At 39.0% G+C, this 20,489-nt stretch carries 15 protein-coding genes; 3 read left to right on the top strand and 12 right to left on the bottom strand.

Translation table 11 applies throughout. The annotated features are described in order from the left end of the window. The first annotated feature begins 1,165 nt into the window (after positions 1–1,165). The 3 genes from gntR (at position 1,166) to gntU (ending at position 4,205) form a co-directional block, all read left to right on the top strand. A complete protein-coding gene (gntR, locus tag ACGF63_RS13885; RefSeq protein ID WP_132355718.1) occupies positions 1,166–2,161 on the top strand; it encodes a gluconate operon transcriptional repressor GntR in 996 nt (331 codons plus the stop codon). A gap of 167 nt (positions 2,162–2,328) precedes the next feature. Then, entirely contained in the window at positions 2,329–2,868 is a 540-nt protein-coding gene (gene gntK, locus ACGF63_RS13880) for a gluconokinase (RefSeq protein WP_036844718.1), read from the top strand. Then, entirely contained in the window at positions 2,868–4,205 is a 1,338-nt protein-coding gene (gntU, locus tag ACGF63_RS13875) for a gluconate transporter (protein WP_387631477.1), read from the top strand. The genes gntK and gntU overlap by 1 nt, the downstream gene beginning before the upstream one ends. 117 nt (positions 4,206–4,322) lie before the next feature. Here gntU and ACGF63_RS13870 read toward each other — a convergent pair whose 3' ends face one another. From ACGF63_RS13870 to ACGF63_RS13815, 12 genes are all read right to left on the bottom strand, one after another. After that, positions 4,323–5,246: a GNAT family N-acetyltransferase gene (locus ACGF63_RS13870; protein WP_387631475.1), complete on the bottom strand. Its 924-nt coding sequence runs from the start codon at positions 5,244–5,246 to the stop codon at positions 4,323–4,325. A gap of 209 nt (positions 5,247–5,455) precedes the next feature. Beyond that, the gene (locus tag ACGF63_RS13865) at positions 5,456–6,676 is read right to left on the bottom strand and encodes an SGNH/GDSL hydrolase family protein (RefSeq protein ID WP_387631472.1); all 1,221 of its coding nucleotides are present in this window, start codon (positions 6,674–6,676) and stop codon (positions 5,456–5,458) included. Beyond that, positions 6,663–7,799 (bottom strand): DUF459 domain-containing protein, encoded by a 1,137-nt coding sequence (locus ACGF63_RS13860; protein WP_387631470.1) that lies wholly within the window; start codon positions 7,797–7,799, stop codon positions 6,663–6,665. Before ACGF63_RS13860 ends, ACGF63_RS13865 begins: the two co-directional genes overlap by 14 nt. Further along, a complete protein-coding gene (locus tag ACGF63_RS13855; RefSeq protein ID WP_152963796.1) occupies positions 7,786–9,198 on the bottom strand; it encodes an MBOAT family protein in 1,413 nt (470 codons plus the stop codon). The genes ACGF63_RS13860 and ACGF63_RS13855 overlap by 14 nt, the downstream gene beginning before the upstream one ends. A gap of 195 nt (positions 9,199–9,393) precedes the next feature. Continuing rightward, on the bottom strand, positions 9,394–10,182 hold the full coding sequence (locus ACGF63_RS13850) for a protein bax (protein ID WP_152963795.1): 789 nt from the start codon (positions 10,180–10,182) through the stop codon (positions 9,394–9,396). 1,277 nt (positions 10,183–11,459) lie between these two features. Then, positions 11,460–12,539 carry a fimbrial protein gene (locus ACGF63_RS13845; RefSeq protein ID WP_152963794.1) on the bottom strand — a complete coding sequence of 360 codons (1,080 nt, stop codon included), beginning with the start codon at positions 12,537–12,539 and terminating at the stop codon, positions 11,460–11,462. An 11-nt stretch (positions 12,540–12,550) separates the two neighbouring features. Then, positions 12,551–15,025: a fimbria/pilus outer membrane usher protein gene (locus ACGF63_RS13840; protein WP_036844698.1), complete on the bottom strand. Its 2,475-nt coding sequence runs from the start codon at positions 15,023–15,025 to the stop codon at positions 12,551–12,553. A gap of 25 nt (positions 15,026–15,050) precedes the next feature. Further along, positions 15,051–15,749 (bottom strand): molecular chaperone, encoded by a 699-nt coding sequence (locus ACGF63_RS13835; protein ID WP_036844696.1) that lies wholly within the window; start codon positions 15,747–15,749, stop codon positions 15,051–15,053. Positions 15,750–15,816: 67 nt separating this feature from the next. Next, the gene (locus ACGF63_RS13830) at positions 15,817–16,395 is read right to left on the bottom strand and encodes a fimbrial protein (RefSeq protein WP_036844694.1); all 579 of its coding nucleotides are present in this window, start codon (positions 16,393–16,395) and stop codon (positions 15,817–15,819) included. An 807-nt stretch (positions 16,396–17,202) separates the two neighbouring features. Continuing rightward, positions 17,203–18,324: a DUF4056 domain-containing protein gene (locus ACGF63_RS13825; protein ID WP_387631466.1), complete on the bottom strand. Its 1,122-nt coding sequence runs from the start codon at positions 18,322–18,324 to the stop codon at positions 17,203–17,205. After that, on the bottom strand, positions 18,321–19,466 hold the full coding sequence (locus ACGF63_RS13820) for a BamA/TamA family outer membrane protein (protein WP_152963792.1): 1,146 nt from the start codon (positions 19,464–19,466) through the stop codon (positions 18,321–18,323). The genes ACGF63_RS13825 and ACGF63_RS13820 overlap by 4 nt, the downstream gene beginning before the upstream one ends. Further along, positions 19,466–20,443 carry a hypothetical protein gene (locus ACGF63_RS13815; RefSeq protein WP_152963791.1) on the bottom strand — a complete coding sequence of 326 codons (978 nt, stop codon included), beginning with the start codon at positions 20,441–20,443 and terminating at the stop codon, positions 19,466–19,468. Before ACGF63_RS13815 ends, ACGF63_RS13820 begins: the two co-directional genes overlap by 1 nt. Between the last annotated feature and the right edge of the window lie 46 nt (positions 20,444–20,489).

Raw genomic sequence — 20,489 nt, 5'->3', positions numbered from 1 at the left:
TTCAGGGCGTTTTTCTGATTACACAGTGAAATCAGAGCTTAGAAATTCTTTTCTAATAATTAATTTCAATGGGGTTTCCTAAATAAAAAGCATATATTAGCCTGATGTTTTCTGAGTACTACAGTCGTATTTTCTTTTCTCATAGCAGGTACTCTCATAGGAAAACTTTTAAGTCATGCAGTTTCTCTGCGTTGTGAACATCAGAAAAAATATGGACTTGGGGTTTCTGCGACTGTGGTATTAGAAAGAGAATTAAAGTGCCTTGAGGTACGATTAGAGTTTTTGTGGAAGACTCAGTTCGTTATGATGGAAATCTTCCAATATATTCATAAAACTAGCTTATCTTTAGATAATGAGCTTGAATATCTGTTTTAGAATAACCAGAAATTTTACCTCTTCATTGGCACGGTTATAACTTTTGCTCCGAACCTATTTCGTTAGCTGTTAGGTTTACTCATGTAATAGGAATCATGTATGTGTTATGTTTATATAATCTAATAATGTTCCATTTTTATATCATTATGAATATAACTGCAATCAGCCCTAGGCGATAATTAATTACTTATTTTTCCATTTACATCACAACTAAAACGGGAATAGTCAGCCTTGTTATTATTATGGTTATGTAAAATATTATCATTAGTATGATTAGTTACAATAGTATTTAGCAATACAGTTGTATTAGTACTGACCGATATTTGGGGTTGAATGCTCTTTTTAATACTGGTAAATGACGGTAATTAGGCATAGAAAATAGGAATCCGTCACTATTTAATTATATTTTCCGGTTAAAATAATACTGATTATGATCATTGCAGTAAATGGCTGTATCGTTTCTCTTGCATTTTATGTTTTTACCGTTCTCGTATTAGGACCCATCATGGTGCTTTAATCTTATCTGAGGTTAACCGACAAATACCATAGAAAACATGGCCTGTTAAATTTTACATTTTTGCTGGAATTGTAGATAAATGTTATCGTTGTATTTCACAATATATACGGACTGAAAATTGTCCTACCACAGTCTGAATAGATAATAAATCGGGATCACTGTTCCACTACCAGACTAAACTCAAAAAAAGCGTGTTCTGATAGTGTATAAATATGTCATAGCGCTGTGTTTATTATCCTAAATTTTTTTACTAATTTTGTATTGTATTGAAATATGAAGAAAAAACGTCCTATTTTACAAGATGTGGCTGATCGTGTTGGTGTTACAAAAATGACAGTGAGTCGTTTCTTGCGTAACCCCGATCAAGTTTCTGAGCAATTGCGAAAGAAAATAGCTGATGCTTTGGATGAATTAGGTTATATCCCGAACCGAGTTCCGGATATTCTTTCTAATTCTACTAGTCATGCTATCGGTGTTTTGTTGCCTTCTTTAACTAACCAGGTTTTTGCGGAAGTTATCCGTGGTATCGAATATGTGACAGATCGTAATGGTTATCAAACCATGCTGGCTCACTATGGTTACCATTCAGAGAAGGAAGAGGAACGTTTAATTTCTTTGCTTTCCTACAATATTGATGGCTTGATTCTTTCTGAACGCACTCACACACCGCGAACTTTGAAGATGTTGGAAACGGCTGGGATCCCTGTGGTTGAGCTGATGGACTGTGTTTCTCCTTGTTTCGATACGGCAGTCGGTATTGATAACTTTGAAGCAGCCCGACAGATGACAATGGCAATGATTGAACGTGGTTGTCAGCGGGTGATTTATCTTGGCGCAAGGCAGGATGAAAGGACAATTATTCGTCTGGAAGGTTATGAAGCTGCAATGAGAAGCGTAGGTTTAAAGCCAGGTAAGGTCATGACACCTGACAGCTCTTCTTATACCTTAGGGGGGCAGTTATTGAATGAGGCGCGAATAAAGTATCCTGATGTGGATGGTCTGTTTTGTACCAATGATGACCTCGCTATTGGAGCGATTTTTGAGTGCCAGCGTCAGGGGATAGCTATACCGCATGATATTGCAGTAGCTGGTTTTCATGGTCACGATGTTGGTCAGGTGATGACACCGAAACTTGCCAGTGTGTTGACACCTCGTGACTTAATGGGGCGGAAGGCTGCCGGATTATTGATGTCACGGCTGAAAGGTGAACATTTACCACAGAAAATGATCGATATCGGTTTTCAGTTATCCCTAGGAGAAAGTATTTAATCGGTCAACTGGATTCACATTTTTTGAATTCATTTGCGATAAACATCACATTTCCATTTCTTGAATATTCCGTGTTGTTGCGAAATTTCCCTCTACTTCTGATAATGTTACCGATAACAGTTACCGGTAACATTTTGTGGGTGAAATATCTGCGCTAAGGAGTTTATATGAGAGATACCCAGCATTCGAATCATGTTTTTGTGCTTATGGGGGTATCCGGCAGTGGTAAGTCTGCTGTTGCCAATGCTGTGGCTTATAAACTGGACTCCGCTTTTTTGGATGGTGATTTTTTACACCCAAGATCTAACATTAATAAGATGGCTAAAGGTCATGCACTGAATGATGAAGATCGTAAGCCTTGGTTGAAATCACTAAATGATGCGGTTTTTGCTATGCAACGCACAAATCCGGTTTCCCTGATTGTTTGTTCTGCTTTAAAAAAGCATTACCGGGATATGTTGCGTGATAATAATAAGAATCTGTCATTTCTTTATATGAAAGGTGACTTTGATTTAATTGAAAATCGGTTGAAAGCACGTAAAGATCATTTCTTTAAACCTAAAATGTTGGTATCTCAATTTGAGGCATTAGAAGAACCGGGTAGTGATGAAAAGGATGTTTATCTGATCGATATTAGATCGTCTCTTGATGAAGTGATTAATCACTCAATAAGAATAATTAATAGTGTCATTTCAGGGGAAAAATAATGAGTACTTTGACTTTAGTGCTGACAGCAGTTGGCTCGGTTCTTTTACTACTGTTTCTGGTGATGAAGGCCAGAATACACGCTTTTGTTGCGTTAATACTGGTTTCTATGGGGGCGGGTGTTTTTTCTGGTATGCCATTGGATAAAATTACCGAAACAATGCAAGAAGGCATGGGTGGAACATTAGGCTTTCTGGCGATTGTTGTTGCACTGGGAGCGATGTTTGGTAAGGTGCTGCATGAAACAGGTGCGCTGGATCAGATTGCGATTAAATTATTAAATAGTTTTGGTGAAAGCCGTGCGCATTATTCATTGGGGATCGCTGGTCTGGTTTGTGCTTTGCCGCTGTTTTTTGATGTAGCGATTGTTTTATTGATTGGTGTGGCGTTTGCAGTAGCGCGCCGTACTGGCGGTAACGTAGTGAAACTGGTTATTCCTTTGTTTGCCGGTGTTGCGGCAGCCGCAGCGTTTCTGTTACCTGGCCCAGTTCCGATGTTGTTGGCTTCACAGATGAATGCTGATTTTGGCTGGATGATCCTGATTGGTATCAGTGCAGCGATTCCTGGGATGTTACTGGCTGGTCCAATCTTTGGTAGTTTTGTCAGTAAATATGTTACTTTGGATTTACCCGCGGATATAAGTGAACCAAGTCTTGGTCAAGGTAAGATGCCATCTTTTGGTTTGAGCTTGTTGCTGGTTTTATTCCCTTTGGCTTTGGTTGGATTAAAAGCTGTTGGTGAGCGTTTTGTTGAACAAGGTTCTGGATTGTATTTGTGGCTTGAATTCATCGGTCATCCATTCTCTGCGATTCTGGTTGCTTGTCTTATTGCCATTTATGGTCTGGCAATTCGCCGTGGGATGAGTAAAGAAAAAGTGATGGATATCTGCTCTTCGGCTATTCAGCCTGCTGGAATTATTTTGTTGGTTACCGGGGCCGGTGGTGTATTCAAACAAGTGTTGGTGGATTCCGGGGTTGGTCCTGCGTTGGGGAACGCATTGATTGGCGCAGGCCTGCCAATTGCATTAGCCTGTTTTATCCTTGCTGGTACCGTGCGTGTTATTCAAGGGTCTGCGACTGTTGCCTGCCTGACAACCGTTGGTTTGATCCTGCCGGTTGTTGATGTATTGGGATATTCGGGAGCTCAACTTGCAGCTCTTTCAATCTGTATTGCGGGGGGATCTCTGGTATTGAGCCATGTTAATGATTCCGGTTTCTGGTTGTTCGGTAAATTTACTGGTGCGACAGAATCTCAAACACTGAAAACCTGGTCAATTATGGAAACTATTCTTGGAATAACGGGGGCGGCGGTTGGGATGGCTTTCTTTGCCATGATGTAATGTTTCTTCTGAGTTTTTAAGATGCTGTCACAAGTATGGGAAGATGAAGATCTTAAATTAATGCCGTTTTCTAGGAAAACGGCCATATAAGTTAGTTATGTAAAGATATCGATGAAACTAGAATAGGCTCCTTACTAATGGATGACGATTGCACCAGCGATCTTTATAGCTAAGAGAAGGTCTGCCAATAGAATAACGCATAGTTTTTTGATGTTGCTGGCAGAGGTCTGAAGCATTCTGAATATTTAACCACATTAAAATACTGCCAACACTGAGATTGGAATGTTCAGGATCGAGCCCGCCGTCTACTGCGTCAAATGAAATCCATTGGGGACTGTCTGCTTTTATGACTAGATCATAGGCTACCGGGGCACCATTGATAGTTAATACATTCCCGTACAGATGTTGTTTGAGTTCGGTATATAATTCAATTAATTTTTCTTTTTCTTCTTGATTGTGCGTTTTATATGTCCAGCGTTTTTCGTACAGTGCAGTGTAAATATCGACGAACTCTTGACAGGTAAAATCGTCAATTTGATGTATTTCCCCGCCAGAACGCTTAAATTTGTTAATTTCATTACTTCGATTTCTTCTTGTTTTATAAGAAAAATTATCTTTAGCAAGACAAACTGTTCGTTTGTTTAACCGACCATAACAAACGTTGATAAAATTTTCTTTGTGCAGGAGCGAGATGGCTTTAGATTTCCCTGGGATTAGGGTTTTTAGATGTTTGGCGATAGGAAAGATAATTTCATCATAAGTGAAGAAGTGGTAATCTTTTTGATGACTTGCTGCCAGATGATGATCTTTGCATGTAAAGTATGCACCTTCGATAACGTTTTCTATTGTTGGGTTTTCTTTAACGTAAAAGATAAAATTATTCCCAAATTTTTTGTTTAAAAAACTTACAATATTAGGGTGGGTGGATATTCCACCGCCATAAAGAGAATAGGCTTGCTGGTAACGTTCAAAACTACATTCTTTCCAGCCGGAAATGAATCTTCTTATAGAACCTTTAGGATATTTTTTTGAAAAAATCATATTTTAAATACTCTTTTTAACGCTATGTGTTACAGATGGCATAAACTTATTTTTCATTGCATTAAATATAGTGAAAAAGATAATTTATCTTTAATTAAATTGATATCTTGTGAGCTTGCTCATATTGTCGTTCACAACGCTAAGATTTTTTTGCACTAAATACAATATTGGTACTTAGCGTTATTCCTAACGAAGCTTCATCGCGTTGCTTATTGATCGAGAATATTTATTAATTGCTGATATAGCGCTTCAGCACTGCGTTCATAGCCTATGGCTGAAAGGTGAACATAATCTGGGCGCGCAAGATCTTGTTGCGCCCAGCTTCTAATTGAACACTCACCACCCATATATTCACGCCAATTCCAGAATAGTGTGTGCTGCTCCTGAGCGACTTCCTGCTGAATACGGATGACGTCATTCAACATTACTGGTTGTTGTGTTGTACAACTTGCTGCTTGACTGTTTTTCAAGGAATCCCCTGGCCCGATAATAAGGATAACTGCTTGTGGTAAATGATGGCGAATCTGTTTTACCTTGTTTTCCAGTTGCTGGCGATAACTCTCTAAGTCCAGCGAATCATTAAATGCTTCATTGGTGCCATAAGCGAGGATCACCATATCGGGGTGCATTTGCGCTAATGTATTAATCCATTGTGGCTGCCACTTATCGATCATATTAATGGTTGCGCCATTAATACCTAAAGCGGACAACATAACACCTGGTTGTTTACCTTTGATAAACCAGCCACCTAATTCTAACTGATTATTTTGTATCGCCGTAATATTAACCGGGAATGTGACCGATTCTTCAGTGGAAAATTGCCATTGACCGTGAGTTACCGGTAATTTAAGTATTCTCTTGGTTGCAGACTGAACCAGAATTTGAGAATCACCTGTTGCCTGGTATAACGTTTTAAGTTGATAGCGATCACGAGATGGTGAAAACAGTTCTAAAGTTAATTGACTCGTTTGGCTATCGGGTTCTGCAATTGCACCACCGAGAGGGAAATCAGGCTGATTATCTTTGCGACTGGTCGTTAGTTCCCATTGCTGTTGATTGCCTGTCATGCTGATTATCGCGTTACGTTGGCCGGGCACATTTATTGGGCTGATAAAGCCAATACCTGCATTACCAAAACGTTGTTGTAATAGAGACCGGAGTTTGCCGGTAAAAAAGTCTGCGGCAGTATGGGAGTCACCTATCTGAACAAAATGCAGTTGATTATGGCGGCTGTTGTGAAGTTTATCTGCCAGTAAGGTGAGATTGTCTTCACCAAAGTCTGTTAACTGCTGGTTTGCGTTTACAGGCTGTTGCGTTGGCAACGGCTCTGGTCTTTGCTTATGGCATGATATCAAACTTAAAGAGAGTATGATGACCAGACCAAGGCCGGTGGAGTGATATCGCCGGCGGCATTGTTTAAATCTTTCCATTTTGTTTGGCTGGTTCCTGAATAAATTCAATTAATGAGAATATATTGTCCGAGATAGTTTGCTGGCCTTTCAAACTAAAATGTATACCATCACCGCTTCTGAGTTTAATTTTGTTACTATTATCGCCAATATAATCAGAATAATCATCCGTATGGTATTTAAAAATGTCATTAACAGAAACGTAGATTTCCCCGGCTTTCGCCACTTCTGATTGATACAATGATCTTAGATATTCCATATTAGCAGAGAGTTTTTTCTGTCGCATATTGGGAGGGCCAATCCAGATAACATTAGCGCCGTGGTTATGTGTTTCGGTAAGGATCATATCAATACGTTGGCGATAGAGGTTTTCCCAATCAGGACTCGCGAATTTCAGGTAGGTGCTTCCATGTCTTGGTGGCATATCCCAGGGGTCATTTGGGCCCAGGAAAATAACAACCAGCTTGATATCGTGATTAGCTTCCAGTGCCTTATTGATAGTTTCCGGCCAGTTAAAAAAACTGGGGTAAGCAAGCCCGGTACTTTGTTTGCTGAGATTAATACTTGAAATACCGTAATCCTGATAGAGCCGACGTTTCAGATGCGGGGCAATGCCTTGCATCATTGAGTCTCCGGCAAAAAGCACTTTATCCTTGGCTGTCAGCGTCACATTGGTTTTGGCGATAACTATACTGGAATGAACATTATTGTCTGAATTGCGGAGCACTGATGAACCGATAGAATTAGCATGAGGAGATTTTTGTAATAATTCAGGGAAAGTGGCAGGAAGATTTGCCATAGGAGAGGTATAACCACCCAAGAGCTTCAGCCCGATCTGAAAACCCGCAGGAAGGGTGATATTCGCTTCCAGGGGAGTTTGCTGATGATTGTCACTGTTATTGCCGGTGGTATGTAAAATGAATGTTTCTCCCGCCGCGAGTACACCTTGTTCCAGATTATCACCTAAATCCCAGAGCGGATTACCTTGTAAGGCTGCCCACGGGCTTTGCTGGTGGTATTTTTGTTGCCAGAATCTATCCAGTGAATGGTGATTCAGCCAGATTAACAGTAGACTCGTTAATACCACGATAAAAATGGCTTGCCCGGCAGTTTTTAAATTAGATTTGAATTCAGAAATTAGCATAGATGAATCCTGGCATTCCTTGTGGTGAAAGCATGAATACTAAAGTCAGAATAATTGCTAATGGTATTGGGTAGTATATCCATGAAATCTGAGAATGAATTTTCCCAACGGCTATTTTTAGATTAATCAGCCACGGATAAATAATAAAGAGTCCCCAGAACATCAGTGACAACCCACCGCTGGCTATTATCGAGTGAAATAAATCTGGTGATATCAATTGATTTAATAATGTCAGGGCATCATCCAGAGTAGGGCAACGGAAGAAAATCCATGCCAGACAGACAAAGTGGAAGGTGATAATTCTGGACAAAAATGAGGTTGCCGGATTTTTGGATGTATTTTCGTTTTTTGAAGAAAATAACTGATATTTAACATTGAGGATGATTAATCCTAATCCATGAATCGTTCCCCAGATAATGAAGTTAATTCCGGCGCCATGCCATAAACCGGAGATGACCATAGCGGCAAACAAATTAAGATTTTTACGTATAAATCCCTTTTTATTACCGCCAAAAGAAATATAGACATAATCACGGATAAATTCAGATAAACTGATATGCCAACGGCGCCAGAAGGCTTGTAAGTTTTCCGCCAGATAAGGGGCATTAAAGTTTTCAGGTACTCTGAATCCGAGGAGTAGCGCTAATCCGGTAACAAGATTGGTATAGCCAGAAAAATTAAAATAGATATGCCAGGCATAGGCATAAATACCAACCAAGATTTGCCCTGCATTGTAGCTGGTAGGATCATCAAAAACTGGGTTTACATAATTTTCGGATAGATAAGAGCTGAACAGGAATAGTTTGGTTATTGCCAATGCAATCAGCAACATTGCTCTTGATGGTTCAATGATCACTCTTGATGAAATCTGGATTTGAGGTAAGAAATCTTTAGCTCGATTTATAGGTCCGGCAACAATACTGGGAAAAAAGCAGAGATATAAAACGACATCAGGGAATGATGCCCGGGGGATTTCTTTTCTTGTGACAGAAACGACATAGCTGACGGAATGAAATGCATAGAAAGATAAACCCAAAGGCAGGAGTAGTGTCAGTATGGGTAAATCTATGGATAAACCAAAGGTGGCAAATGCTTGTTGCAGGTTTTCTTGAAAGAAAGAGTAATACTTGAATGCGGTGAAACATCCCAGAATACCTATCGTCAGAATGGTAAATGTGATGCGGTCGGATAGAAATTTGCCAGCTATGTTTGTTAAAAGATAGATAAATAGCGTATAGCCAAATAAGATACCGGCGAAAAGTGGATTAAAAGAAAAGACAAACAGATAACTTGCGATTATCAACAAGTAGTTTTGTGCTTTTGCACTTTTTTGTAGCATCCAATACAAGAAAAAGAGGGCAACAAAGGACCCTAGAAACTCAAAAGAAAAGAAATTCATATTAAACTCTGGCTAATCATTTCGTCGCAGTACAAGGGTAATAATGAGCAATATTATAATATCTAATCTAAATATTCTATCAATGAGAAAGATACGCTGGTGAACGTAAAAAATCATCCGCTTCATGCCTTTGTTATGAAGCGGATGATATTGGTTGTTGGGGCTATATATGCGGGTTCATACTTATTTAGCATCTTAGTTATGGTCGTTTTTAGCGAACTCTTGTGCTTGAGTAATAAGCCCTTTGTTGCTGTTAAACACTTTATGCAGATAGCTGTTGTAAGTAGAACCTAATTGTGAATATCCTTCAAGATTATCAATCAGTTTGCTGGTATTCAGCGATTCCTGGCTGTTTCTCTGTTTAGCGCGTGAAACACGTAATGATTCATAAGCGTTATGGGTATTCATATTTCTCATATAAGCTTCGACAGAATCATTGATAGTCGGGTAGGACGAATAACCTTTTATCTTACCCTGGGCCCTCTTACAGCTGTTACCGCAACGCATACCAAACAAGTTGTTATTTTGTTGTGCAAGTTTAGATGTTCCCCAACCAGATTCTGTTGCAGCCTGAGTTGCGACAAAATGGGTTGGGATAATGTCAACACGGCTCAGTAGCTTGTTCCAGTTAACTTTTTTAGGCGAGCTGCTACAGCTCACATTATAGTTTTTGCAAATACGTTGCAGGAACCTGATATCCTGAGTGGACCAATGTTTGGCTTTCTGGTGTTCCAGTAGCCATTTCCGTTCCTGCATAATTTGTTGATTGTGTTTATCAATCACAGGGACAACAACATTTAAAAACGCTTTCTTACGTGGGATGCCCGAAGGGTATTTTCGCAAATCTGGCAAATTGCTTTGTGTGCCATTGTGAGAATACTCCATGCTTTTAGCGGTGCTGGTTGATGCGTGACTAAAAGCGGAAAACAATAGTGAAATAAAGAAAGCGAAGATGGCAGTTGTCCTCGTCGTTTGAGAGGGCATTGCTTTTCCTCGTTTGCTCTGAATAAAAAACAGACTAATGCTAGCAAAATAAATCCAGCATAGCCAGAGTTATTGGTCATTCATAAATATATTTTCTGTAATTGAAATTGTTATTTTGTGAATTTACTCTATAGTTTTTTATTAATTTATAGATGGTTAAGTGTCATTTTTGTATAAAACGTTGCTTTCCTGGATTAGGCTATTCATTAGGTATGATAATGATTGTTTTGTTCATTTCACGCCTGCGAGGTTTTTTCCAAAAGAAAAATGATCTGTAAACCAGCGTGTCGAGTATCCAAAATTATTGAACTCAGTTCGAGCCATTTATTTATAGTACTGCTAATCGTAAAAACACCGCAGCGAGCAATAAACTAATGGATATTAATATTGCCGCTATAAGAATAAGTATCATTTTCATAAAAAGGTAACCTGTTACCGATATGGTTTTTACTCTGTGAGTTAAAATTGAGCTGTATCTGTCATATTTGAGTTGATTTTATAATATGCCCATTATCGTTGGCTTGGCTCAGTTCAGGATATTCGATATGGTTCTAAATGTTAAGTTAAAATAAGTAACAATGTGTTACAATTATCTATTTTGGTAGATGTTATAATAACACAGTAATATATATGTATATAAAAATAATAGTTTTTAAATAATTTATTTTTTTTATAATATAAATAACTATCTCTTGGTTTTTATATTAGCAGTGTTTTTTTGAATTTGAATTATATTTGATTTGTGATCGAGTAAGTTATGTTTGTTATATTCTTGTATTGCATATAAATATATTAACGTCTAATAACTTGTTTTTTTACTTATTTATCTTTTATTTATATTGTTGATTTTTAACCAATTATTATATATTTTAATATGTTGCGATAAATTTTTATTTTATGTTTTTTCATTATTATCCATATTGTTTTTCTACCTGATTATTATCCTTTTTATATATTTAAATGTAATGGTTGTTATGAATGTTTTATATTTTGAATAAAAATATAAAACATAGATTTTGTATTGTTTTTTTATACTATTGGTAATGATGATGTGTTTTTTTCTATTTTTCAGATAATCGTACCATTTTATTAGGAAATTAAGCGAGTATGCGTGATTATTTAATATTAGAATTATCATTACCTTACATAAGTTTCAAGTAAGTTGTAAATGTAAATGGATTTTCTTGCAGAAACATTTTGTTACACATTGTTACTTATTGAAACATAAATTTTTGGTTAGACAGCGAGAAATAGGGAACATTTCCTTTGCTTCCTGGTTAATTGTATTCAAAATTCAGAACAGAAGTTGCTTTCAATTCCCCTGCTATGATGTTTTGGGGATCATAAACGTAGTAGTAGGCATTAAAATCGATTGTAAAGTGTTTATCGATAACGTTGTCGGCATTTTTGCTCAATAGCGGTGTTGCTCCGCGAGAGGAAGACGGTGAAGCGCTGAAAGTTATGGGTGTTGAATTACCTTGTTGAGAGACACGGATACCAACGCCTTTAGCGGCATCTGCTTTGCTATCAATTAACGTTTGGTTGTCGTTTGGTAGTAAATTATTACTGCTTAGGTAGGCTTTAACTGAACGTGAAGTTTTACCATTTTTGAGATAATCACATGCAAAGTTGAGTGTAAAAGGTGTTTCTCCTCTATTTGTTCCGTTAAGCAGTGTAGCGCGGTTAACTTTTGGCAGATTCACTGTTAATCCCGCATTTGAGAAGTTACAAGTTGTCTCTTTACGATCAAAAGTCATGGTGATCGGTTGGTAATAGATATCCTCAGAATGAGTTGGCCACACCCAGGTGAGAATAAAAGTCAGGAAATCTGTAGCAAAACGAACAATAGCGTCAAGGATCCCTAGATTAGTGGTGTCCATCGCAATAACAGCTGTTTTTAATGTTGCATTATTGCCGGAAAAGACGTGAATGTTATTACCTCCAGGTCTGCCATTCAGTAGCTTAACATTAAGCGTAAATTGGGCTTGTAATGTGCTGGCTGGATAGGTTGTATTACTGTTTCCCAGACTAATAGTGCCGCTGGGAGAAAGATTTGTGATAGTCACTTCTACATAATCTTTACCACCATTGAATCCCAAAACAACTTTGTTTCTGGTAAAAGGAGAGCCATTAGCAACAGAGTTTTGTTTCCACAATGCGTTTCTGGTGCATGTAAAATAGCCGGAATACCGGGTGTTCAATAGCCAAGTTTCATTACTGTTCAGATAGAGATTATCTGTCATATTAATTGTGATTGCCGGTGCGGTTATCGCATGATTGGGTTTACAGTCTGCATAAGCGATACTGCTGCCACTCAGACTGATTAAAGCCGCCAGATACAATAGCTTAAGTTTCATGATTTTCTCCCTTAACGGCAAATATTGGCGGTTGAGTCCATTTCAGGCTGTGGATCGTTTATTATGCAGCTTTTTTCGCCTGACTGACCGATACGGACATAAATTTGCTGTGGTAATTTCTCTACTCGCAGGAAAACCATACTGCCCTGACCAACATATCCCAGGCTGTGACCTTCTGAATCGACAATTTCAGTACCAAAAGGTAGAGGTTTACCATTGGCTTGAGTGGCGTAGAAAATAAAAATTTTCCGCTGGTCTGTTTTAAATCCGAGATGAGCAATGGCACCGGAATACGGCGCAACGTCTCTGATGTTACCGATAAGTTCAGCCGCCCCTTCCGGCACTTCACTGGTATCTAGCATGATGGCGTTTTTACGGTAAGGAGAAAGATAAGGTATCAGCAATTTACCGCTGTTATTGGTTACCATGCTTTTATCACCATTCACAGAAGCGTTAATTGTGCCTGGCGCGTCAATGATTGCAAAGGTTTCCCCTACTTGGTTAGCGGCCAGAATTCCACCCCGATAAGCGACTAAACTGCCTGTTGCACCCAGCCCCATTTGGCGATAACTCTTGGATTGGCTATAAGAGCTATTTAGTGTGGAAACGGATGTTTTATAGGTCAGATTTGCACTGGTTGTTGTGGAACCACTTTTCTGATCTGAAACGTTGAAGTGGTAATTCAGGCGGTTGTTCTGGTCTGCGCTGCCACTTAATCCCAAATCACTGTTGTTGTAATGCTTGTCATTGATTGAGACATTACTCGTCAGATAGGCTGGGGAATCAAACAGCTCAAAAGGAATAGAGAGTGTCAGATAATAGCGCTGCTCCTCTTTGTTTTCTGTTTCATTGATATTGTATCGGACACGGCTTGCCGTCAGGGTATAATTGATTTTACCCAGATTGTTGGAATACCCCATTTGATACTCTCTGTTTTTGTTCTTTGTTCCCCAATAATCACGGAATGTCCCTGAAAGAAAAAGTGAACCCGCACTGTTACCAAGACTCTGGTTCAAATTGATATTGAAGGTGTTTTTCTGGTGAGAATAGTATTGTCGGTTATATCCGTTGCTCATCCTGTCATGTAGATTAATGGCATCGAGCAGGTTCAGGTAGTTTTTAGTTGAATAGCGATAAGCCGCCAGAGAGAAGTTCGTTCCTGTTTGTGGAATATAGCGGCTATAAGACATTTTGTAGCTCTGGCCTTTCATTGTTGGGTTGTTATCAAATTTGGCACTGGATCGTGAAATATCAAGTGAGATAGCGCCAATTGGTAGGTTAAAGCCACTGCCTAACAGTAATGAGTAATAATCTTTACTGATGATGGTACCTGTATAACCCGTCAGGACATTATTAAAGCCATATTGATAGCTGGCTTGGAAAAAGTTTGGTTTATAACGACTGTTGGCAATGTGTGTTTTACCTGCACTGATATCGTATTTGCCAAGACCTTCTTTCATCATATTAGGAACAGATGCAAAGGGAACGGTAAAGCTGTTGGTACGTCCTGTCGCTTCTGTGACTTCGACAAATAAATCTCCACCCGAACCTGTTGGTAAAATAGTATCAATGGCAAAAGGTCCTGGTGGTACATTGCCCTGATAAATAACAACATTATTCTGGGAGATTTTTACCAGAGCGTTAGTTTGTGCAACTCCCCGGACGATAGGGGAAAACCCTTGCCAGGCATCAGGGTACATGCGCATATCTGTTTTCAGGTTGATACCCCGGAAACGGAAAGAATCGAACAGATCACTTGATGTATAGCTATCACCAACGCGAAGTTCTGCGTTAATTGATGAAATGCCCCGTTGCAAATAACGGGTATTATTACTCCATTTATTGCCACTTGAACGTGTATAGTAATAAGAGGATTGATCACGTAATTGCCAGCCAAACAGGTTCAAACCGCTATTAAGTGACACGTAAGCATTATCTTCATTCTCATAGTTACTGCTCTGTTTATTTCTGTTTTGAGTATGGTAATAGTTGGCATTATAGGAAAGCATAGCGCCTGGAATTCCTCTGTCCCAGAAGGCAGGATCGATATAGCCTTTCAGTTCATGTTTAATATAAGCCTGAGGAACGACCAGATGCAGGCTGAGTTTAGGAACATCAAGATTAGCGGTTCCCTCATGTATTACTTTAGCCAGAAGAGTTTCACCTTTGGATAAATTTTCTGCTGGTAGTTGATTTGTATCAATTTTTATCCCCAGTCTTGGTAGATCTTCGGTTAATAAGTAGATGTCTTTGCCATCGTTCTGGATATTAATATCAAATCGACCTTTCCAGTCATTATTCAGGTATATATTAATATCGTAGCGGCCGGCGGGTAATTCTGAAGTAGACGAAAATCGAGATAAATCCGCTTTTGCAGATTCGCCGGCCAGAAAATCAGTATTAAATGTTGCGGCATAACATAAGCAATCTGTATACAGGATAGTGGCTATTATCAGAGTTAACGGGCTAACTTTTTCTCGTATCATGTTTTATGCTATGCTAGTAATATCATTATTGAAGTGGTAAAGTTAATTTATTTATAGCACCAAAATCATCAACAATAGCTAGAGTTAATTTGTCTCCTGCTTTTACTTTTTCATTGGTACTGAATGAATGAGAAGAGAACGGTTTGATGATGGTTCCCTCGTTTAATAAGTTAGGTTGAGCATTGGAAGATTTAAGACCGACAATATTCAGGATATAGGGTGATGAATTCTCCAATTTTAGTTGGTTGCCATCACGTTTTAATGCAATATGCTGTCCGATCTGCTTAGGTGAAATAGAGAGCTTTTCAGGCCGGTAGAAAAATTTGATCCGGGTACGAATAGCAATCTGCATGACGTTTTTATCGGTACTATTTTCTGCAATGGGTGGAATATCCATAACATTTAAATAAAACAGTGATTCACGATCAGTAGGTAGGTTGCTATTAGTGTGTTTTATTCTCAGTTGCTGGCCGTTATTGCCGTCAACTTTAACTACTGGGGGAGTCAGCAGAAAGGGAACTTTAGCTGTTTCAGGTGTTGAATTAGGATCGCCATCATCTATCCAGGATTGTACCAGAGAGGGTTGATCGCCCGTATTTAATAATTGAACGGATACTTCTTTATTATCGGCTGGATAAATAACCCGTGTTGTATTAATAACGATGTTGGCATGTGCAGATAAAGCTGTTACCGAGAATAATGTAGCTAGGAATAATTTCTTCATAACGTTATTTTTGTCAAAGTAAAGAAGCCTATTTGGATAAATAGGCTTTATCTGTTGTAGTAAATGCTTATAAGTAAGCAACGTGATAAGTTACCATTGTTATTACTTTACCTGGTTCCGCATCAGCAATACCTACTTTATAATATTTCGCATAGAAATCGATAACTTCAGGTGCTGGAGTAGAGCCCTTAATTCCCGTATCAAAAGCTTTATTTAGCATGAGCGGGGTATTTTCTTCTGCATATTTAACAATAGCGATACCTACGTTTTTAGGTTTACCATTTGCATTCAGTTCCTGGTTCATCAGATATTTACCATCGTTAGCAATGGAGTGCGCTGATGAGAAGTGGATTTTCAACATGGAGGTTGCTGGGTCGAAACCGACTGCTTTGGACTGGCAGTTAGAAAATTCCAGTGAAAACGCTTTTTTACCAAAATCGATCAAGCCTTCCTTTTGTCCGGCTTGGGTGATTGAGATAGGTTCCAATACTATCGTCAGATTAGCTGCGGCACCACCGTTAATAGTACAAGTGGCGTCAGTAACTGCACCTGAGAAATGTAATGTACCACCGGCGGAATTATCAGCCGCAATAGCAGAGCCTGTAAAAATAAGAGCGGCGGCAGTGGATAATGCTAGTTTATTCATTTTTCCTCTCCAGGAGTAGGGACATCTTTAATTGATCTTATCAGGGGGGTGAAGATAGGGGCCCTGAATCCCCTAATACATTAGAAAGATTTAAAAATAATACCTGTATCTATCTGTAGAATAAGATTTATTTTATGAGCTTAAAATATAAATCAACATATTATATGGTTGAAAATAATCTAGTAACTTAAGCCAGCTTAAATAAATTTAATTTTTTTTAATGTAAGTTCTTATTTTATCTACTTAGATGAGGCTGATATTGTTCATACATATTTATAACTTAGAAGTATACATTATAGACAGGTTGAACTTATTTAAGAAGGTATTTGCATTATTTAAACTAAATTAAGAATAAATATCTGTTTTCATTATTAATATAGCGAAAATACTCTAATCTTGGTATTAAAAAAGAATTAATATCTGATTTTTGTGTTGTTTTTGAATTTTATTTCTGTTAATAGTTGTTTTGTTGACTAATGTTTTTGTGATTTTTTTATTTATTTTTTAAATGTTGCTTAATATTAATTATTTTATATCAGCTGGTTATTGGTTTTTTATCTTTGTAAATGTTTTAATACGGTTTTTGTATCCTGTGAAATAATGTCTTGGTAATGTGGGTTTTTTTCGTTGACTGTGATTGGCATAGTTTGGTTTTATTATAGATGATGTTAATTTTATATTGTGATGTGACATTATGAGAATGATAAGTAATAATCATTTATAGTTAAATGGGATTATTATTTGAGAAATAGTAATCTAAGATTTTTTCCTCGCTGTGAAGAGGAGCAGTCAATAGAAATAGATGAGTCAATGACTCTCTTGCTGCTCTTTCGCTTTTTCTGCTAATTGTGGGAAATCAAGAGCAGTCCAGTAGTGTTCTGGTACTGGAAGCTCTTTCATTTGATGGCTGGGCCACAATTGTAATTCAGCCAATTCAGATAATGTGTAGCCAGAATATTGTTGTGGCAAAGTAAGCCTGAGTGGATGCTGCTGCTCTGTCGGCACCATATTGGGTGTACGATCGCTGTGAGTATGATAATCACGTTGAAGAACTAAGCGCTTATCAGGCACACGACGTTTACTGTCCCACCAGATACCATCGATCTGTTCAAACATTTTCCGGGTTTCATCAGAGGATAGGGCTTCCAGTTCATTCAGTGCAGGCGGCAGAATAGCTTGCATTGATAAGCGGTATTGCTTCATGGAAGGCACTTGTCCTGACAATATCAATGAAAGGGAAAGACGCGCTCCCAGCAAATTAGAGTAGAGATCTTCAGGAGAAAACGCAGAGACTTTTTCAGAAAACCCCGGTACAGATTGATAACCATACCATTGGGCAATTTCATGCCATGCGGCAAGTTCAAAAGCCAGTTTTACCGCCAGATAAGCACTTAGGGTATAACGTTGTTCTATCGCCGCTGGTGGCGTGAATTGATAAAACTGGATGCGGCGTGATGCTAATTCGTTGCCTAATTCTATTTTCCACTCTTCCCCAAGACGAGGCCAAATTTGACTGAACAGAAAAACTGCATTATCAGCCGTATCCCGCACATGGGAAATATCAATGAATCCACCTCTGCGAGTATATATTATCCCTACTTTTTCATTACTGATTCCTGTTAATGAAGCAACGGTACCAAAAAAACTGTTGTTATAGCGATGTTCGCCAAGATCATCGGCATCCAGCACATTAGCTATTTGATAAAAAGGGACTGGAATAGCCAGTAATTGTGTTTTTAAATCATAACCAAAAGCACAGCAGGCCCTTAATCCTTCGGGAGAGCGGATTGGATCAAGAGCAGGCCATGCACGGGTTGCTTCGGCGGTTGTTTCACTATTTAGATCAGGTTGTATTGGTACAATTGGTGAAAAAGTTCCCTGACATCCTGCAACTAAAGTTAGAGCGGCAATCCATAAACGCAATTTCAAAAAGCCTCTCCCACCTGAAAATAAAATCCGTTGCTTTTTTTACCGATACCAAAGTCCAGTCTTACATTCATTTTTGGTTTAAATTCAAAACGATATCCTGCGCCAACGGTGGGGAGCCAGTTTCCTGAGCCAATATCTTCGGCCTGATGGCTCATGGTGCCGGCCCCTGCCCACAAGACAAATCCGTGTCGCCAGTCTAGTTTGTGTCGGTATTCCAGTTGGGTGCTGATAACATTTTTGTCCCGATATCTGCCTTCATAATATCCGCGCATCCGGTTACTGCTTCCCAGCATCGACAGCATATTCCACGGTACCTGACCATCAGCGAAACGGCCATGACTATCGAATGCCAGTACCGATTTTTCATTTAATTGGTAATAGATGCTGTATTGCATATCTACGGTGTTAAACCGGCGGTCACTGCCTAATGTCGGGGAAAAATGGGTGTAAGTAAGATCAAGAACTTGTCCCCGATGAGCGTTAGGTAGAAAATCCCGTGTATCATAACTGAAATAGGCACTGATACCTGAACTTAATATGGATTGTCCGTCCTTTTCTGCGGCGAACAGTTTTTTCGCGCCTTTATCGGGATCTTTAGCGTATAGCGATGAAAAATCCCAGCCAGCGCCCAGATAGGTGGAATCAGCAACCTGATAGAGAACTCTGGGTTGCAGGCGCAATTCCTGTGATCGGTATTTTTCTTTATTATCATCTACCTTACCCGCGTCATATCCGCTTCCCCAGTAATAGGTGGGAACGTTATTCAGTGTGCCGGAAAGGAAAAAACGCCATTGATCATCAGCAAAAAAACTGTAGTTATCAAATGTGAACCCAAAAGCACCTGTTGAAGAGGCAAATCCATTCAGGGAAAGGGAAGAGATTTGGCTGGTATGGTCGTGATCATCTGGCCGGTAAAGCCCAACTACGGCAACACCGATGCCAGCGCCTAATTCAGGGGTATAAAAAGGACCGGGCAAAATGCCCCAGTCAATGGTTTTACTGCTGTCATAGGTATTACTGCCCCCTAATTTTTCCAGCCAGCCGTCGATTTTTTCCCTGCTAAGTGGTAATTGACCATATGAGAAATCAGAAATAAAAAAGCTGGCTAAAGCCAGCCCATATAGAGTACAGCGGATTTTCATTAAAAGCGGAACTCACCTGAAATATAGAAGCTATTACGTTTGTTAAAGCCAACTTCAGTCAGTAGATTGAAATTGCGCGTGACTTCCAGCCTTGCCCCAACGGTATTATTCCAGCGGGAAGCAATATGCTGTTTTACTTTGAATTTCATATCCGGATCCTCTAATGCAGTTACCAATGCAGCAAACTCAGGGGGTAAATCTAGGTTATTGATATTGCCTTTAAATTCCTGAGTAATTTTCTGGTACATGCCGCCGGTCCATACCTGCAATTTGGTATTTCCCTGTCCGGGGATGAGTGGCTGGAATGTAAACTCATAACCAACACGTGGCGTAACAACTAAGGCGCTGATTTTACCATCCAGAATATCCAAATTGGTGTAGGTATAGTTGGTATCAAGTGTACTAAAGAACTGGTTATAACCACCTGCTAATGTAAAACCGCCGCCATAAGATTTACCTTTAAAATCTAGCTGGAAAGGAATGTCCTTCATATGAGCAAAACCGCCAAGACTGACACTCTTGATGTTGGTCTTAGATGTCCCTTTTGTCCAGCCATAAACACCGTAAACATTCAGAAAAGGCAGAACCCAAGTATCCAGCTTAAGCACATGTGATTCATTCTTTTCTCTGGTTTTACCTGCTTGGATATCCAAAGCTTCTTCAGTATCTGGGTTCTTCGGCATAATAATTTTAATATCATCTACGACGATATTCTGTCGCATATTCATATAACCGTAACTAGCGCCGAAAGGCTCCGGTAAGTCGTAACCTCTGGCTCTGGCCTCATCACCCCAAAAAGGAAGTACACGTGATTCCTGCTTATTTGGTTTTCTGGATAAACTACCATCAGCAGTCATTTGACTTCCACCAGACTGGCTGACAGAAAGAGAAAGAATTGGGCGGTCATCTGCATAGCTATAAGGGATTGCCAGACATGATGAAATAACAGCTAACTTACTAATATCAAAAAGTTTCATAATAGAAAACTCGGTTTGCGAGTAGATAGATTAAGGTTGTTGATGT

The organism is Photorhabdus sp. RM322S, from assembly GCF_042879395.1.
Taxonomy (GTDB): domain Bacteria; phylum Pseudomonadota; class Gammaproteobacteria; order Enterobacterales; family Enterobacteriaceae; genus Photorhabdus; species Photorhabdus khanii.
Note: the sequence above shows the minus strand (reverse complement) of the source record. Positions and strands in the feature narration are given on the sequence as shown.

Excerpts from the sequence above, each read along its gene's own strand:
- ACGF63_RS13860 (WP_387631470.1), bottom strand. The coding sequence starts at position 7,799 with ATGCTAATTTCTGAATTCAAATCTAATTTAAAAACTGCCGGGCAAGCC.
- ACGF63_RS13815 (WP_152963791.1), bottom strand. The coding sequence starts at position 20,443 with ATGAAACTTTTTGATATTAGTAAGTTAGCTGTTATTTCATCATGTCTG.
- ACGF63_RS13840 (WP_036844698.1), bottom strand. The coding sequence starts at position 15,025 with ATGATACGAGAAAAAGTTAGCCCGTTAACTCTGATAATAGCCACTATC.
- gntU (WP_387631477.1), top strand. The coding sequence starts at position 2,868 with ATGAGTACTTTGACTTTAGTGCTGACAGCAGTTGGCTCGGTTCTTTTA.
- ACGF63_RS13865 (WP_387631472.1), bottom strand. The coding sequence starts at position 6,676 with ATGGAAAGATTTAAACAATGCCGCCGGCGATATCACTCCACCGGCCTT.
- ACGF63_RS13855 (WP_152963796.1), bottom strand. The coding sequence starts at position 9,198 with ATGAATTTCTTTTCTTTTGAGTTTCTAGGGTCCTTTGTTGCCCTCTTT.
- ACGF63_RS13820 (WP_152963792.1), bottom strand. The coding sequence starts at position 19,466 with ATGAAAATCCGCTGTACTCTATATGGGCTGGCTTTAGCCAGCTTTTTT.
- ACGF63_RS13830 (WP_036844694.1), bottom strand. The coding sequence starts at position 16,395 with ATGAATAAACTAGCATTATCCACTGCCGCCGCTCTTATTTTTACAGGC.
- ACGF63_RS13845 (WP_152963794.1), bottom strand. The coding sequence starts at position 12,539 with ATGAAACTTAAGCTATTGTATCTGGCGGCTTTAATCAGTCTGAGTGGC.
- ACGF63_RS13870 (WP_387631475.1), bottom strand. The coding sequence starts at position 5,246 with ATGATTTTTTCAAAAAAATATCCTAAAGGTTCTATAAGAAGATTCATT.
- gntK (WP_036844718.1), top strand. The coding sequence starts at position 2,329 with ATGAGAGATACCCAGCATTCGAATCATGTTTTTGTGCTTATGGGGGTA.
- gntR (WP_132355718.1), top strand. The coding sequence starts at position 1,166 with ATGAAGAAAAAACGTCCTATTTTACAAGATGTGGCTGATCGTGTTGGT.
- ACGF63_RS13850 (WP_152963795.1), bottom strand. The coding sequence starts at position 10,182 with ATGCCCTCTCAAACGACGAGGACAACTGCCATCTTCGCTTTCTTTATT.
- ACGF63_RS13835 (WP_036844696.1), bottom strand. The coding sequence starts at position 15,749 with ATGAAGAAATTATTCCTAGCTACATTATTCTCGGTAACAGCTTTATCT.